The organism is Nocardiopsis sp. YSL2 (genome assembly GCF_030555055.1).
In the GTDB taxonomy this organism is placed as follows: domain Bacteria; phylum Actinomycetota; class Actinomycetes; order Streptosporangiales; family Streptosporangiaceae; genus Nocardiopsis.
This window is the reverse complement of sequence record NZ_JAMOAO010000001.1, coordinates 80943-96229: the sequence shown is the minus strand read 5'-3', so window position 1 is coordinate 96229 and position 15287 is coordinate 80943. Positions and strand designations below refer to the sequence as shown.

At 66.5% G+C, this 15287-nt stretch carries 12 protein-coding genes; 4 read left to right on the top strand and 8 right to left on the bottom strand.

Going from position 1 to position 15287, the window contains the following annotated elements; genetic code table 11:
- The 8 genes from M1P99_RS00385 to M1P99_RS00350 are packed head-to-tail and all read right to left on the bottom strand — an operon-like array spanning position 1 to position 10549.
- Entirely contained in the window at positions 1 to 2478 is a 2478-nt protein-coding gene (locus M1P99_RS00385) for a beta-ketoacyl synthase N-terminal-like domain-containing protein (RefSeq protein ID WP_304450696.1), read from the bottom strand.
- A gap of 10 nt (positions 2479 to 2488) precedes the next feature.
- Positions 2489 to 3457, bottom strand: a complete 969-nt coding sequence (locus M1P99_RS00380; protein ID WP_304450695.1) for a transglutaminase domain-containing protein — start codon at positions 3455 to 3457, stop codon at positions 2489 to 2491.
- Positions 3454 to 4218 (bottom strand): class I SAM-dependent methyltransferase, encoded by a 765-nt coding sequence (locus M1P99_RS00375; RefSeq protein WP_304450694.1) that lies wholly within the window; start codon positions 4216 to 4218, stop codon positions 3454 to 3456. The genes M1P99_RS00380 and M1P99_RS00375 overlap by 4 nt, the downstream gene beginning before the upstream one ends.
- Positions 4218 to 4379 carry a hypothetical protein gene (locus M1P99_RS00370; RefSeq protein WP_304450693.1) on the bottom strand — a complete coding sequence of 54 codons (162 nt, stop codon included), beginning with the start codon at positions 4377 to 4379 and terminating at the stop codon, positions 4218 to 4220. Before M1P99_RS00370 ends, M1P99_RS00375 begins: the two co-directional genes overlap by 1 nt.
- Positions 4380 to 4434: 55 nt before the next feature.
- The gene (locus M1P99_RS00365) at positions 4435 to 5631 is read right to left on the bottom strand and encodes a cytochrome P450 (protein ID WP_304450692.1); all 1197 of its coding nucleotides are present in this window, start codon (positions 5629 to 5631) and stop codon (positions 4435 to 4437) included.
- Between the two features lie 19 nt (positions 5632 to 5650).
- The gene (mpaD, locus tag M1P99_RS00360) at positions 5651 to 6892 is read right to left on the bottom strand and encodes a daptide-type RiPP biosynthesis aminotransferase (protein ID WP_304450691.1); all 1242 of its coding nucleotides are present in this window, start codon (positions 6890 to 6892) and stop codon (positions 5651 to 5653) included.
- A 5-nt stretch (positions 6893 to 6897) separates the two neighbouring features.
- The gene (locus M1P99_RS00355) at positions 6898 to 8697 is read right to left on the bottom strand and encodes an ABC transporter ATP-binding protein (RefSeq protein WP_304450690.1); all 1800 of its coding nucleotides are present in this window, start codon (positions 8695 to 8697) and stop codon (positions 6898 to 6900) included.
- Positions 8684 to 10549: an ABC transporter ATP-binding protein gene (locus M1P99_RS00350; RefSeq protein WP_304450689.1), complete on the bottom strand. Its 1866-nt coding sequence runs from the start codon at positions 10547 to 10549 to the stop codon at positions 8684 to 8686. Before M1P99_RS00350 ends, M1P99_RS00355 begins: the two co-directional genes overlap by 14 nt.
- 823 nt (positions 10550 to 11372) lie before the next feature.
- Here M1P99_RS00350 and M1P99_RS00345 point away from each other — a divergent pair.
- Genes M1P99_RS00345 through M1P99_RS00330 form a run of 4 tightly spaced genes read left to right on the top strand, consistent with a single transcriptional unit; the run spans position 11373 to position 15281 of the window.
- Positions 11373 to 12446, top strand: a complete 1074-nt coding sequence (locus tag M1P99_RS00345; RefSeq protein WP_304450688.1) for a Gfo/Idh/MocA family protein — start codon at positions 11373 to 11375, stop codon at positions 12444 to 12446.
- Positions 12443 to 13279 carry a carbon-nitrogen hydrolase family protein gene (locus M1P99_RS00340; protein WP_304450687.1) on the top strand — a complete coding sequence of 279 codons (837 nt, stop codon included), beginning with the start codon at positions 12443 to 12445 and terminating at the stop codon, positions 13277 to 13279. The genes M1P99_RS00345 and M1P99_RS00340 overlap by 4 nt, the downstream gene beginning before the upstream one ends.
- 38 nt (positions 13280 to 13317) lie before the next feature.
- The gene (locus M1P99_RS00335) at positions 13318 to 14295 is read left to right on the top strand and encodes a TIGR03621 family F420-dependent LLM class oxidoreductase (RefSeq protein ID WP_304450686.1); all 978 of its coding nucleotides are present in this window, start codon (positions 13318 to 13320) and stop codon (positions 14293 to 14295) included.
- Complete coding sequence (locus tag M1P99_RS00330) at positions 14292 to 15281, top strand: NAD-dependent epimerase/dehydratase family protein (RefSeq protein WP_304450685.1); 990 nt, start codon at positions 14292 to 14294, stop codon at positions 15279 to 15281. The genes M1P99_RS00335 and M1P99_RS00330 overlap by 4 nt, the downstream gene beginning before the upstream one ends.
- The last annotated feature ends 6 nt before the right edge of the window (positions 15282 to 15287 follow it).

Here is a 15287-nt window from a genome sequence, read left to right as displayed (position 1 = left end):
CTACGTGTCCTCCTGGCTGATCGCGTTTGGGTGGTAAGTGAGCAGGTGGTTCTTGATGGACCGAAGAGAGGGACCGTCGAGCACGATGTCGGGATCCATCTTGATGCCGAAGCGTTCGTCGATGTCCCTGATGAGATCGATCAAGGCGATGGAGTCGAAGCCGATCTCCATGAGGTCGGCGTCCAGATCTACCTCGTGTGGCAGGGTCCGCAAGTACGTGGAAGCCACGAGCCGGAGTTGGTGTCCGATGTCACCGCCGACCGCTTCGGGAGGTGCGGCATCGGACGGGCTGTCGGATGCTAGAGGCATCGATTCTGTTGTTCTGCCCGACATCTCATCATGTGGATGGACCCAATAGCTTGTGCGCTCCCAGGGTTGGGAGGGCAGGGATATACGTGTCGGTCGGCTTCCAGGCCACAGAAGCGACCAGTCGACACCGATCCCGTCCACCCACAGTCGGGCCAACTTCTCAAGTGACCTCCTGCGCATGAGCATGCGGACGAACTCCCGGCCCTCCTCACCGTCGAGAAGCTGGCGATCGATGCTCGCGTGAGGCCGAATGGTGAGCAAAGCTTGGTGTTCCCCTCCAGCGTGGAACGCCCGGAGAGCGGCGACTGCTTCGGCGATGTCTTCGGTCAGCACAGCCAAGCGCGCCGGCAGCTCGCGCCTGCCGACCTGTGATGTGAACGCCAGGGCATCGAGGTCTGTGGTGGTGTCGCGCGCAAGCATGTCCGCGGTGCGCTTGGCCATGAGGCGGAGCTGTGTCGGTGTGCGGGCGGACAACAGCAGGATCGGGCGCCCAGGTGACCCGCCTAAGCCCGTCGCCTGCGACGGTTTGGGAAGGAACTCCTCGACCACTACGTGGGCATTGGCGCCTCCCGCGCCGAATGCGCTTACACCGGCGCGACGCGGGAGAGGGCTCCCCGGCCCGCGGGGTACGACCGGTGCCCAGGGGATCGCCGAGCGTGGGAAGTGGAAGGGCGTTCCCGCCAGAGTGATCTTGGGGTTCACCGACTCCAGACCGGCGCATGGAGCCAGCTCTCTGTGCCGCAATTGGAGCAGCACCTTGGTGAGCCCTGCGATGCCCGCTGCACCTTCGAGGTGGCCGATGTTGGCCTTCAAGGAGCCCACCGCGCAACTGTCAGGATCGCGGTCTGCGGTCGAGAACACTCGGGAGAGCCCATCGAGTTCGATGGGGTCACCGAGGGCCGTCCCGGTCCCGTGCGCCTCTATGTAGTTGACCGTGGAAGGATCCACACCCGCCCTGATCAGAGTCTCACTCACTAGATCCGCCTGCGAGCGTGGACTCGGAACCATGAATCCCGACGTGCGGCCGGAGCTGTTGACGAAGCTCGCCCTGATGACCCCCAGGATCCGGTCCCCGTTCGCCACCGCGTCCCTCAAGGGCCGGAGCAGCACGGCCCCGACCCCTTCGCCCGGGACGAATCCGTTTGCGCGAGCGTCGAAGACCTTGTCCCTGCCGTCCGGGGCCAGGACCCCCATGGCGGCCAGTCCGGCGAGGTGGGAGCGGTGCAGTATCAGGTTGACGCCCCCCGCGATTGCCATGCGGCACTCACCCCGGCGCAGGCTCTCGCAGGCCAGATGGACCGCAGTGAGTGATGCCGAACAGGCGGAGTCGACCGCGAAGCTGGGGCCGGAGAAGTCGAAGAAATAGGAGACGCGGTTGGCTATCAGGCCTGGTGATGACTCTGGCCCTACGAGGGGGCCATCAGCCCACCTGGTGGCGCCGATCTTGCCGTAGGTCGTATGCATGGTGCCGACGAAGACCCCGGTCGAGGGTTCGTGAGTGGACGTTCCGAGGAAGCCACTGTCCTCCAACAGGTTCCATGCGGTCTCCAGGAAGAGCCTCTCCTGGGGATCCATGTTCTCTGCGTCATGGGGAAGGATGTTGAAGAACGCGGCGTCGAAGGAGTCCACGTCGTCCAGCAGGGCCGCCCAGCGCTCGCCCGGCGTGGCGTCGTCCGCCACGGTCCAGCGTTGTCGAGGGATCTCGGAAATGCGGCACACGCCCGCACGCAAGTCATCCCAGAAGGAGTCCATGTCGGCGGCGCCAGGGTAGCGCCCACTCACTCCCACGATCGCGATGCCGTCGGAGAGGGCCGTCTTATCACCGCTCTCCGCCTGAGGGGGAGGGACATCGGTCTCAGAACCTGGGACGGCTGACGCGCTGGAGGCATTCCAAGTCCCGCCGGTGTCACACAGCTCCGACAGCCGTTGGGCGTGCTCTTCCAGGAGGTACGACGCGACCTGTTCGACTGTCTGATACTCGTACAGAAGTGTGACGGGCAATTCGCCGAAGTCCTCTTCCAGACGGAGCACCAAGTTCATTTTGGTGATGGAGTCGGTCGGGGCGGCGGAGAGCGGGTCGTCGCCCGGCGCGTCCAGGGGGAGAGTTCCGAGGACATCGGTGACGACACCGCGGACGTACTCCTCGGCGCGTGACTTCAGATCCTGCACGTCGGTCCAATCACTGGGGTCGGAGAGAGCTTGTGTTCTCGTGAGCGGACACCACGCGGGTCGGCATGGAAAGCTCGACACCGGCTCCCGCCACTCTCACCAGGGGGTCCTCCACGAAGGAGAGCCGATGGGTGCTGGGCCCGATTGACCGGTGCATCGGCCACTCTCCTCCGCTGAGCAGACCAAGCTCGACCAGAGCATTAAGGAGATGGGGGTCAAAGCCGTACCAGGATCCGTCGACGTAGATTTCCGCCCACGCGTGATCGATTGAGTACGGGACGGCCAGGAAGAACCCGAAGGCACGTCTGGCCCTCATCCCGCTGGCCTCAGCCCTGTCCACGACGAACTTGGCGGCGAGTTTGCAGTCGGCCAAGCCTGTCTCACGGAGGAACCCCAGATCTTCTCGGAGCTCGTCCGGAAGCACGTGGAAATACAAGTCCGCCACTGGGCTGGTGAGTTCTAGGAGCGCGTCACACACCGGGCTCTCCCGGTGGTCGGGGGTCAGAGTCAGGCGGAACTGGCCGTTGCCGAGTTCCGAGAAGGAGGGAAGGCTCCTCAGCAGGTCTGAAGGGGAGAATCGAGGGTCCTCCACTGCTGTTTCCGGAGGGCGGCTGGTGATCACCACCTCGTGGAGTCTGTCTTCCGGCAGTGGCGCCTTTAGCGATCCCGCCCATCCCCGCATCGCCAAGTACCGCGCGGTGGGCAGGCGCAAGGCGAGGGAGATGTTGCTCAGGTCGCGGTGGTCGTAGAGGCGGTTACGGGATGAGCCCCGACAGGGGAGACCGGCATCGGTCAGTTCGTTGAGCAGTTCCCGGTCCAGCCTGTGCAGCCACTCGGCCCGGTCTGGGGTGACCCGGAACTCCCGGTAGCGGTCCGGTACCTGGCGGACGCGGTCGACCACCGCTTCCAGGGTTGTCGGGTTCTTCCCCGCGCGTTCCTGCTGTCCCTTTCCGATTGGGCCCACGGACGCTGCGCTCACCTGCGCCCACTCCACAGGTGGACGGTCCTCCTCAACACGGCGACGCGGTTGAGGCGTTCGAAGGCTTCGTCCACCCTCTTCCGGAACTTGTCCTGTTGCGGGTGGGGGAGGGACAGGATCAGCTCCCCAGTGCCGTTCTTGGTGAGGAACTCCCATGCCGCCTCGGAGTCGGGGATCTCCACCTCGGCCGTGATCTCCTGGCATGCAACGTCGGTGAACCCTGCGCCTTCGAGAACGGATTCGGTCTCCAGAACGTGGACGATGGGCCGTTCGAAGACCGGAAGGTACCTAGAGAATTCCGCGTACAGTCGGTTGCAGAATGACAGATCACCTGATTCGTTCTTGCCCCCGGGGAGGGTGAAGGCCAATAGGCCGCCCGCTTTGAGCACACGGTACGCCTCTTGGACGACCCTGGCCGGGTACTCGAAGAGATTGACCGCGAACCCTGCCGTGACGATGTCGAACGTCGCATCCTCGAACGCGAGGTCGTGCACGTCCATGACGTGGATGCTCCCCTGTGGCAGGTCCTGCCGTAAATGGGCGACCATCGACGGGGCCGCGTCCACGGCTGTCACAGAGCAGCCGCGTTCCTGGGCAGGCCGTGCCACAGCCCCGCGTCCGGCTGCGAGGTCGAGGAGCGCTGAGCCTCGTGGGGGATCGATGGTGTCCACCATGACGCGCCCGAAGGTGGAGTAGAAGGGAACTGCCTGGTCGAACTCATCCGCCAGGTCCTCGTACATCTGCGCGGTGCTCGTGATCATCACTCTCCCACCACCGATCGGATCCGCCTCGTCTGCTCAAATCCGCCGAGGAACCGGGTGTCCTCATTGGCAGCGCGGATGTCCTCCGCTGTTCCCTTCAAGTCGGGGGTACCGCCCCATCTGATCTTCAGATCGACGATCGGAATCTGTGTGCTGCTCATACACGATCCTTGTGTGTTGTGAGGGATGGACTACGCACCTTCCCTAAGGGAAGTGTCAAGACCAAGTGACGTTCAGCTGCCGCAGGCCGTAGACCAACATGTCGTCCAAGAATCCGAAGGGTCCCCCCGGAGCAGTTAGGCGGAGCTGGGGGAGCCGCTCGAACAGTGCGGCGATAGCCAGTTCCGTCTGTGTCTGAGCCACTGAGCTCCCGAGACAGCGATGTACTCCGTGTCCGAAGGCCAGGTGCCCTCGTGCTTCCCTCGTCATGTCGAATTCGTCAGGACTGGGGAAAACAGACGGGTCACGGTTGACCGTGGGCAGGTGGACGATGACGGCATCGCCTTTTCGGATCAGCTGCCCTCCGATCTCCACGTCGTGAGTGCATACCCGGGCCACGCCATGTTGGATGACGGTCCAATAGCGCAGCGATTCGCTAACGGCCGGGCCTGCCCATCGCCGCGGGGACTCACTCATCAGGCGGCGCTGGTTTTCGTCCCTGAGTAGAGAGAGCATCGTCAGGGAGAACAAACCGGCCACTGTCTCCAGGCCGGCCACGAGGATGAGGTTGGCGATTCCGACCGCTTGTGCCGTGGTCAGTTCATTGCTGGCTCGGAGCTTGGCCAGTCGGGTGAGGATGTCGTCGCCAGGAGGGCCCACTTTAGCGTCGATCATCCTCGCGAGCAGGCGGTTCGTTCGCCCGCTGACTGCGACGCGCTGTGCTGTCGTCGCGTCCTGGACCTGGAGCCTGCGGGCGCAGTCCATGAAGACTGGCCTCTGATCGTCTGGCACTCCGAACATCTCCGCCGTTCCCGCCCCGGGGAGTGGGACCGCGACCGTCGCCACCAGGTCACCGGACGATGCCCCGCTTCCGATCAGGGCATCGATCAGTCCCGCCACGACTGTGTCCACCTTGGGACGCAGCTGCCGGACGCGGGCCGCACTGAAGTCGGAGGTGACCAGTTTGCGCATCGACGTGTGCTCGGGCGGGTCCATAGATACGAAGTGACCCGGTACGTGGCGTTTGGATGAAAGAGGGAGGTTGGGGTAGTCAGGGTTGGTCGAGTCGGAGCTGAAACGCGCGTCCGCTAGGACCATCCTGGCCGTCTCCATGTCCGTGACCATCCAGGCGTGGCCGCCGTAGGCGAGCTGCAGCTGGTAGAGGCGGTCCTTCCCTCCTCGATAGGAATCTGGCGGGTCGTAGGGGTTCTCTCGGGCTGTGGGAAATCTCGGGGCGTACACGTTCCCGGTCATGGCGACGACACGCCTTCCGTCAGGAGGATCTTTCCGCGGTTTCGTCCAGCCCCGTACGCAGGGCGTGCTCCAGTTCCTCGAGGTCATCTGGTTCGTAGACGAGCGCGGGAGCCAGTTGGACGCAGTCGGGGCCGGGGCTGACGACGGCGCCGGCCGCGTGGATCATGTCTACGGCTGTTGCGGCCGTGACCTTGTCCGACGTGTGCAGCCGTATCGCCCGAAAGCATCCTGTGCCGCCGGTGGAACGCACGAGGGGATGGCCGCCTATGGAATCGAGGAGTCTGTCCAGTCCGACTGACACCCGCTTCCCGTTCTGGAGCGCATCGAGCCGCTCCATCTCACCCGCAACCGCGGTGATCGCCGCGCAGGTGGTAGGGGAGCCAGCCTGCGTTTCCGCGTGGATGAGCGAAGCGTCGGCTCGGTTGAACACCGACAGCACCTCCGCCGAGGCCACGACCGCAGCCGCCGCGCACGTACCGTTGGTCAGCCCCTTGGAGGCCAGCAGGATGTCGGGGGGTTCAGGCCACTCCTGACTGGCGAAGTAGGGGCCGGTCCGCCCGAACCCCGTGGCGACCTCGTCCGCCACGAGCAGGAACCCGTGTTCGCGTCGCAGCCGGAGCAGGTCCGCGACCATATCCGGGGTCAGCGGGTACGCGCCGGTGCCCAGGACCGGTTCGACGACGACCGCTGCCACGGACTCGCCCTCGGAGGCCAGCAGCTCAGTCAGTTCGCCTGCGCCACGGTGGTCGACATGCCGGATCCAACGCTGGTCCACGCTGTAGTAGCTTTGGGCGAGTGACTCGCCGGTCAGACCGTGGCTGCCGTAGGTGAGACCGTGATAGCTGCCGCGGAGCCCGACGATGACGCGGCGGCGGAAGCTCCGCCTGAGCGCCCAGTACTGCCGGGCCATCTTCATTGCGGCGTCGTTGGCGGAACCCCCCGAGGTGGTGAACAGGACCCGACCGTAGTGGTCGTCGCCGCAGACCTCAAGGAGCGCGCGGGCCGCCTTGACCGCGGGGCTGTGGCCGCCCCGGAACAGGCTCAGATAGGAGTGGTCGATCAGGGCCGTCCCCACCGCATCGGCGATGCGCTGGTTTCCGTAGCCCAGGTTGGCGTTCCATAGTCCGCTGGTCGCGCACAGGCGCCACCGGTCATCAGCGAAGCGGATGCGGGTTCCCCGGGCGTGTGTGGCCGTGTGCTCGGGAGCCCCGAAGCCACTTGGCCGTCCCAGGAGTTCCCACAGAGGGTACTGAGCGTTCACGGTGGTCACCTCTCGATCCGGTAGGCGCGGGCCTGGATCTCGTACAGTTCGGCGTAGCGCCCGCCGTGCTTCATGAGTTCTTCGTGGGTGCCCTGTTCGCACACGCGGGCCCCGTCCATGACGACGATGTGGTCGGCCATGCGCACGGTGGAGAAGCGGTGCGAGACCAGGAGCGTGATGCGGTCCCGGCCCCTGAGTGCTCTGGCGCGTTCGGCGTACTGCTCGAAGAGCAGGTGCTCGGTCTCGGCGTCCAGCGCCGAGGCGGGCTCGTCCAGCAGCAGGAGCAGGGGATCGTCGCGCATGTAGCCCCGGGCGAGCGCGACCTTCTGCCACTGTCCCTCGGACAGTTCCACCCCGCCGGCCCAGGTGTTGCCGAGCCGGGTGTCCAGGCCGCGGTCGAGCCGGTCGACCAGGGCGCGGGCGTCCGCGCGCTCGACGGCCCGGTCGACGGCCGCCCCGTCCTCGGCTCTGGGCAGGTCGCCCAGCCCGATGGACAGCCGCAGCGGGTACTCGAAGCGCGCGAAGTCCTGGAAGGCGCCGGAGAGCCGTTCCCGCCACGCGTGGGCCGGCATGTCGGCCAGGTCGGCGCCGTCGACGAGGATCCGCCCGGAGTCGGGCTCGTACATCTTCGCCAGGAGCTTGACCAGCGTGGACTTGCCCGCTCCGTTCTCGCCGACGACGGCGACCACCGCTCCCGCCGGCAGGTGGAGCGTGACGTCGTCCAGGACCGGCCGGTCCGTTCCGGGGTAGCCGAACGAGACCCGGTCCAGGGTGATGCCGGAGCGCATCCGCTCAGGTGGGGGGACCGGGCTCCGCGAGACGGATCGGGCGGACAGCTCCTCCAGCCACAGCAGGCGGCGCCCGCCCTCCAGCCAGATGGTGCGCAGGAAGTGCACCTGGCGCAGCGTCTGGCCGATGTACTGGGCCAGGCGTCCGCCCGCGGTGAGCAGGAGGACGACCTGGGCCGCCGAACCGGTGCCCGTGGCCACCCAGACGACCGCGCCGGTGAACGCGCAGCCGAAGACCGCGAGCGCGGCCGCCTGCCACGCCGTGGTGGCCCAGCGGGCCCGGGACAGGGCCCGGTGGCGTGCGGCCCACGCCTGGTGGCGCCCGTGGCGGACGCGCTCCCTGGTGCGGGTGACGCGCAGCTCGCGCCCGGGTGAGGCGTTCGTGCCGAGGAGGAAGAAGTGCCGCGCGAGGCGCTCGTGGTGTCCGAGCCCCTCCTGCAGCGCGTGCTCCGCTCCGCCCCGCCAGTGGGAGACCAGGGCGGTGGGTACGGCGAACAGGACCAGCAGGCCGAGCAGGGGGTGGACGGTCATCAGCAGCGCCGTGGTCAGCCCCAGCCGCAGGAGGGCGCCGATCGCCTGGAACAGGTACTGGTAGACCTCGCTCAGGGTGTCCGCGTGGTCGCGGAGCAGCTGGGCGCGGTCGACGTAGGCGGGGCGTTCGTGGTGTTCCAGGGTGGGGATGCCGCTCTGGAGCCGGACCACGTGCGCTTCCATGAACACCGCGGCGCGGTCGGCGAAGCGACGGTTGGCCCGCTCGCTCACCACGCGCAGCAGCCAGCTCAGAGCGGCCAGCGCCCCCAGGAGCACGGCGGCCGTGATCATCTCGGTCCGGCCCCCGGAGACCACCGCCTCGGTGAGCCCCGCCAGGACGGCGGCGATGAGGACGTCGGGCAGGGCGGCGCCGACCGTGGTGGCGAACGCCACCGCGATGAGCCCGGGTGACGCTGTCCAGCCCAGCCGCAGGGTGCGGCCCAGGGCCCGCCCGGACGAGGGCAGGGGATGATCATCGGTCGGCATGGCCGGCTCCGTCCTGCTCGTCGCTGAACTCTTCGGTGAAGCGCGCGGCCTGGAGGTCGAACAACCGCGCGTAGGTGCCCCCGAGGGCCATGAGTTCGTCGTGGCTCCCGAGCTCCACGACCCCGCCCCGGTCCATGACACAGATCCGGTCGGCGCGGCGGACCGTGGAGAAGCGGTGGGAGATCAGGACGGTCGTGCAGCCCCGCGTGGCCTCCAGCACGCGGTCGAAGACCTCGGCCTCGCCGCGCACGTCCAGCTGGGCGGTGGGCTCGTCCAGCACGACCACACCGGCGCCCTGGCCCACCGCGCACAGGACCCGGGCGAGGGCGACGCGCTGCCACTGTCCGCCGGACAGGTCGGTGCCGTTCTCGTATCCGGGGGAGAGCACCGTGTCCGGGTCGCGCAGATCCGTGGCGCCGGCGATCGCCAGGGCTTCGCGGACCTCCTCGGGGGTGGCGCCCAGGGGGGCGACGTTGTCCTTGAGCGGCAGCTCGTAGCGGACGAAGTCCTGGAAGATCGCGCTGACGCGGCGGCGCCAGGACTCCACGTCCAGGTCCCTCAGGTCGGTGCCGTCGACCTCGATCGTTCCCGAGACCGGGTCGTAGAGGCGGCACAGGAGCTTGACCAGGGTCGACTTGCCCGCGCCGTTGACACCGACCACGGCCAGGGAGCCCCCGGCGGGAATGGTGAGGTCGAGACGGTCCAGGACCGGCGCGGACATGCCCGGGTAGGCGAAGGTCACGTCGCGGAACCTGATCTCCGCGGCGGGCATCCTCTCCGCCGACGCTCCTCCGGAGACCACACCGCGGGCCGCGGCCGTGGTGGACATCTTCCGTTCGACGCGCAGTACCGACGCGACCCCGTCGGAGGCCAGGGACAGGGCCCAGTTCAGCCCTCCGAAGGCCAGGGCGCTCGCGCCGACGGCCGCGTAGGCGAAGGTGCTCACCTGGCCCAGGCCGACGGCGCCCGAGGCGGCGTCCCGGCCCAGGGACCAGAAGAACAGTCCGCCCGAGACCATCAGGACCGCCACCGCCCAGCGCATCGGCCGCTGCCGTAGCCGGGTGGCCTGCCAGCGCAGTTCGACGAGGGTGCGGCGGTCGGCGGCGAAGCGGTCGGTCAGCCAGCTCGCGAGGCCGAAGAGCCGGATCTCCTTGGCGGCGGGGGAGTCCACGGCCAGCCGGTAGGAGTACTCGGCGCGGCGCTGGGCGTCCAGGACCTCGCCGGTGTTGCGGTCCCACTGGCTGCTCTCGCGGAGCAGCCAGTGGGTGGAGAGCCAGGCGCCGCCGACCAGGAGCGGGGCCCACCAGGCGTACGCGGCCAGGACCACCGCCTGGGCCAGGCCCGCGACCGCCTCGACCAGGCCGCCCGCGATGAGGCCCATGGACAGGTGCAGGGGTGGGCCGGTCATCCCGAGGTCGAAGTCCCGGGAGGCGGTGAGCTCGTCCATGTGCTCGCGGTTCTCCAGGTGGGCGACGCCCTCGGGGGCGCCGGCGGCGACGAGCAGGCGGTCGTGCAGGCGGTCGGAGACGTGCTCGCCCAGGAGGGAGCCGACCTGGGAGTGCAGGGGTGTCAGGACCTGCATGAGGACGAAGACGACCCCGATGAGGAGCAGTGGCGTACGTAGCGGGGCGCCGTCGGCGACGGCGCCGACGAGCGTTCCGACCGCCACGACGAAGCCGGCGGGAAGCACCCCCTGGGCCAGGACGAGCGCCCACCACAGCACGGTCAGCCCCGGATGGGAGCTCCATAGGGTGGCGAAAAAGATCCATTCCTTCCGCGATGCGATCGAGGACGTTAATCCGCCCTTGGGGAGCACCACTTCTTCGGCGGCAGGGATGGGCACCCTGGGCACCAGCCTTTCCTTACGCGCGGGCCTGGTAGTTAATAGGTGACTCCGCACGGATGTGGATGTCAGGGAAAGCAGACGCGCCAACATTCTTGCCGAATGACTGGCCGATGTGGAACCTACGGCGAGATTGCTGGGGTGTCAAGATGGATATGGTAGGTCAGGCGCCACAAGGGTCCCTCCCATCAGGGATTTAATCGTTTTTAACATTTTTTAACAAATTGTTCACATGTGGGGCAAGGCTCCTCGCGGTGGCCGGCGGCTCTGCTGGGTGGTCCGTGGGTGCTATCCCTCTCTGGTGCCGCCTTCGACGTGTCGCGCGCGCCTTCCCGCTGATCGTCGGCTGTATGCCTGTTGGCCGACTCCGGCCACGGCTGGGGGGTCATCCGTGCGGCAGGGTGCGCACGGTCGAGCCTGGCTGTGTGGAACGTTCGCATTGCCTGCCTCGGTTTCATGACCTGGTGTTTTCCTTGGGGGAGAAGGCTTTGTAGGTAGCTGAGCGCTGGTAGTCATGTGGGTCCGTAGCTGTGACTCCGGCAGTCGCTTTACTGTGCGCAGGGCCTCCTCGGGTCTTGACATCTCTTCGGTAGGCGTTCAATACTGCCTCCGGCTGCGGCGATTAACGGCACACCTGGTGTTTCAACCGCGTCTCGTGTAGCGTCAGGCAAGCGCTTTCAATGTTTTTATGATGTTGGCGCCGACCTGTGTTGTAAATGCACCCACCTCATGGGGTATTTGGGGAGGTCCGCTCCTCCCGGGTCGAAATGGAAGTTATTCTCTGTGCCCGTTGAACGTTGGGTACGGAGCAGGATCGGCGGAAAGAGGCAGCGTGGAGACCCAGTTCCAGACCGCTCAGCGCAGCGTCCTTCGCGTAGTGGTCGTCGGTGCGGGGGCCATGGGCCTCGAATGGATACGCACCGTCCTGGCCTCAGACGACACCGAGCTAGTGGGCGTAGTGGACAAAGACATCAGGCGGGCACGGTGGGCGGTGATCCGAACCGGCGCCAGGGGGGTTCCGGTTTCCTCAAACTTGGATGAGCTGCTGCCAGCCCTCGACGGGGTTGATGCGGTGGTCAACGTCACTCCTCCAAGCTCTCACTTCACCGTCACCGCCGAGGCCCTGGCCCTCGGTTTGCCGGTACTGGGAGAGAAGCCGATGGCTGCCTCCCTGGCCGAGGCTGAGGAACTGGTTGCGCTGGCCAGTGATGCCCGCAGGTTGTTCATGGTGGCGCAGAGCCGCACTTACGAGTCTCACCTGTCCTCACTGCGTGACCACGTCCGTTCGATCGGCCCTCAGTTCCTCATCGCCGTGAACTTCCTGCGCGACGAGCCCTTTGATGGGTTCCGCAGGGAGATGTCCCACCCACTGCTGATGGACATGATGGTTCACACAGTTGACGCGGTCCGCTATCTCACCGGTGAAGAGGCCGCACACGTGTACTGCGAGGAGTACAACGCATCCTGGAGTTCGTTTTCCTCCGGAGGTTCGGCCACGTGCGTGTTCGAAATGGTGGGGGGTGGGCGCTTCGTCTACAACGGGAGCTGGTCTGCCCCAGGCAACATGACCTCCTGGAACGGTGAGTGGCGGGTCAGTGGGGCACACGGCAGCGCCCTGTGGGACGGGGACGGCCCACCGGTGCGGCTCTCTCCCTCTGCTCCAGACGGGACTGTGTCTTCGGAACAGAGCCGATCCGACGGGGGTGTGGGACGAGTCCTTGCGGAATTTGTCCGTGCCCTGCGCACCGGTGAGATGCCCTGGGGTGAATGCTCGAACAATCTAGGCACTCTAGCCATGGTGCAAGCAGCCATGAACTCTGCGCGGACTGGACGGCGCGTTCGAGTCCCGCACCCGACGGGACAAACGCCGGCCGCCCCTGCCTCCCGTCATGAAGAGCGCGTATGAGGATCGCCCTGGCTCAGCACCGCGCAGCAGTGAACGACCCCGACGCCAACCTCAAGCGGGGCCTGGACATATGCCGTGAGGCCGCGGCGGAAGGCACGGACCTGTTGGTCTTCCCCGAGATGTGGAGTACGGGATACGGCACACCGCCTCGCGTCCCGGACGCGCGTGCCGCTTGGGAGGCCTGCGCGATGGGCCCAGATTCACAGTGGTTAGAAGCGTTTCGCCGGTCCGCACGCGAACACGACATGGCTGTAGTGGTCACCTATCTCCAAGGCGGTGCGAACGGCCTCGGTAACGCGGCCACCCTTATCGATCGCCAAGGGCGCGACCTACTCACCTACACCAAGGTGCACACCTGCGACTTCACGTGGGAGGAGGCCCTTACACCCGGCGGGACATTTGACGTGGTGCGTCTGGACACTGGTGCTGACCACGTCGACGTGGGCATCATGCTCTGCTTTGACAGGGAGTTCCCAGAGGCCTCTCGGGCATTGGCGCTCGGAGGGGCCGAGTTGGTCGTGACTCCGAACGCTTGTCTGCTCTGCGACGACCGCATCGGACAGTTCCGGGCCAGGGCCTTCGAGAACATGGCCGCCCATGCCATGGCGAACTACCCGGCGCCCCGCATGAACGGCCGGTCCTGCGTCTTCGACGGAATGGCATTCCGAGATGGCCGGCCACGTGACCATTGCCTGGCGGAGGCCGACCACCAACCGGGCATGGTCCTGATCGATTTGGACCTGCGGATGCTTAGGCACTACCGATCCACCCAGGTTTGGGGTCCGAACGCAAGACACCCAGGGGCCTACAGGAGGTTGACCGAACGGTCATGACGCCGGACCTACCCTCTCGCTCTCCGAAAGGTCACACCATGTCAGAAGTGCCATCTGGACGGAAACCCTTCCGTTTTGGCGTTCTCGCCGCGAACGGGACCGAGGCCTCGGACTGGCGCCGCAGGGCCCGGTTGGTCGAGTCGCTCGGCTACTCCTCGCTGCTCTTCCCCGATCACCAGGACAAGGACTGGGGTCCCCTTGTCTCCCTGGCCGTAGCGGCGGAGCACACTTCACGACTTCGCCTGGGCACCCTGATGCTCGCAGCTGGCCTAAGGTCCATTCCCCTTCTCTACAAGGAGATGGCGACATTGGATTTGATGTCCGGCGGAAGGACGGAGATCGGGTTGGGAGCGGGTTGGTACGCCCAGGACTATGAACGCGCGGGTGTGGAGATGGTGTCGGCCCGTGAGCGGATCGCTCTGCTGGAGGAAAGTGTCGAGGTCTTCACGGGGCTATGGGAGGAGGGCATGGCGAGCCTCTCTGGCCGGTACCTGCGCATCGAGGGGGCAGTGGGGAGGCCGCGGCCGATCCAGGAGAAGGCGCCCCTAACCATCGGCGGAGGCGGAGAACGTGTGCTCGGGGTGGCCGCACGCCACGCCGGCATCGTCAACATTGGAGCGGTCCTATCCTCCGGTGGCAAGGACACGCGTTTCGGAGCCTCGGCGACGGCTGAACGCTTCGACGAGCGGGTACGGCTGGTCCGTGAACTCACGGCGGAGCGGGATTCGCCGCCGGAGCTTCAGTGCCTGGCCTTTGCCGCCGCGGTTACCGATCAGCGTGAGCGATACGCGCGAAGGGTCCTGTCGCCTATGTTCGGCCTTCCACCTGACGAGGCGCTGGACTCCCCCCTGGCCGTCGTCGGCTCCGTGGACCAGATCTGCGACATCCTCGTCGAGCGCAGAGAGCGGTACGGGATCACCTACTGGGTTATTCCCGTGCATCTAGCCGAGGCCTTCGCCCCGGTGGTCGCGCGTCTGGCTGTGCGCCGGGAGTCGGCGCTCGCGGGGGCGGAATGAGCAGCCCTCGTGCGATTGTCACCGGCGGAGCTGGATTCATCGGATCCCACCTATGCGAACGGTTGGTGGACGATGGGTACGAGGTGCTCTGCGTAGACAGCCTGATCACCGGTGACCCGGCCAACCTCATGCGGCTCGAGAATGAGCGGCGGTTCCACCTTCTCGAGCACGACGTCGCGCACAGCCTGGAGGTCTCCGGCGGCGCGGATGCCCTCCTGCACCTGGCCTCGCCCGCCAGTCCAGTCGACTACCTGCGCTTTCCCCTCCAGACCCTGGACGCTGGTTCCCGCGGAACCGGCAACGTCCTCGCCCTGGCGCGCGAGACGGGAGCCAGGTTCCTACTAGCCTCGACCAGCGAGGTGTATGGGGATCCTCAAGTCCACCCCCAGCGCGAGGACTACGTGGGACACGTCAACCCGATCGGGCCCCGATCGGTGTACGACGAAGCGAAGCGATTCTCGGAGTCCCTGACCATGGCTTACCACCGAGAACACGGCGTCGCCACATCCATCGTCCGCATCTTCAACACCTACGGGCCGCGTATGCGCCCCCATGACGGCCGCGCAGTGCCGACCTTCGTTAGCCAGTGTTTGAGCGGTCAACCGATCACAGTGACCGGTGACGGGACCCAGACCAGATCCATGTGCTATGTGGACGACCTGGTGGAAGGTATCGCACGGGTGCTTCACCACGGCGGAGTCGGTCCCTACAACCTCGGCAACCCTGAGGAGATCACCATCCTCGACCTCGCGCGGCGAGTTCGTGACCTGTGCGGCGCCGACTCGTGGATTGACTTCATCGCCAGCCCAGTCGACGACCCGCGCCGACGTATCCCAGACATCGCCCGTGTTCGGAAGGATCTCGGCTGGGAACCGAGGGTGGCGCTGGACGACGGCTTGGAGCGCACCGTCCTATGGATGGCTGCCCAACGCGAAGACGAGCACACGCGACCGGCCACGATCGGTCCACGGAGCGCAGCCCTATGAACTCCC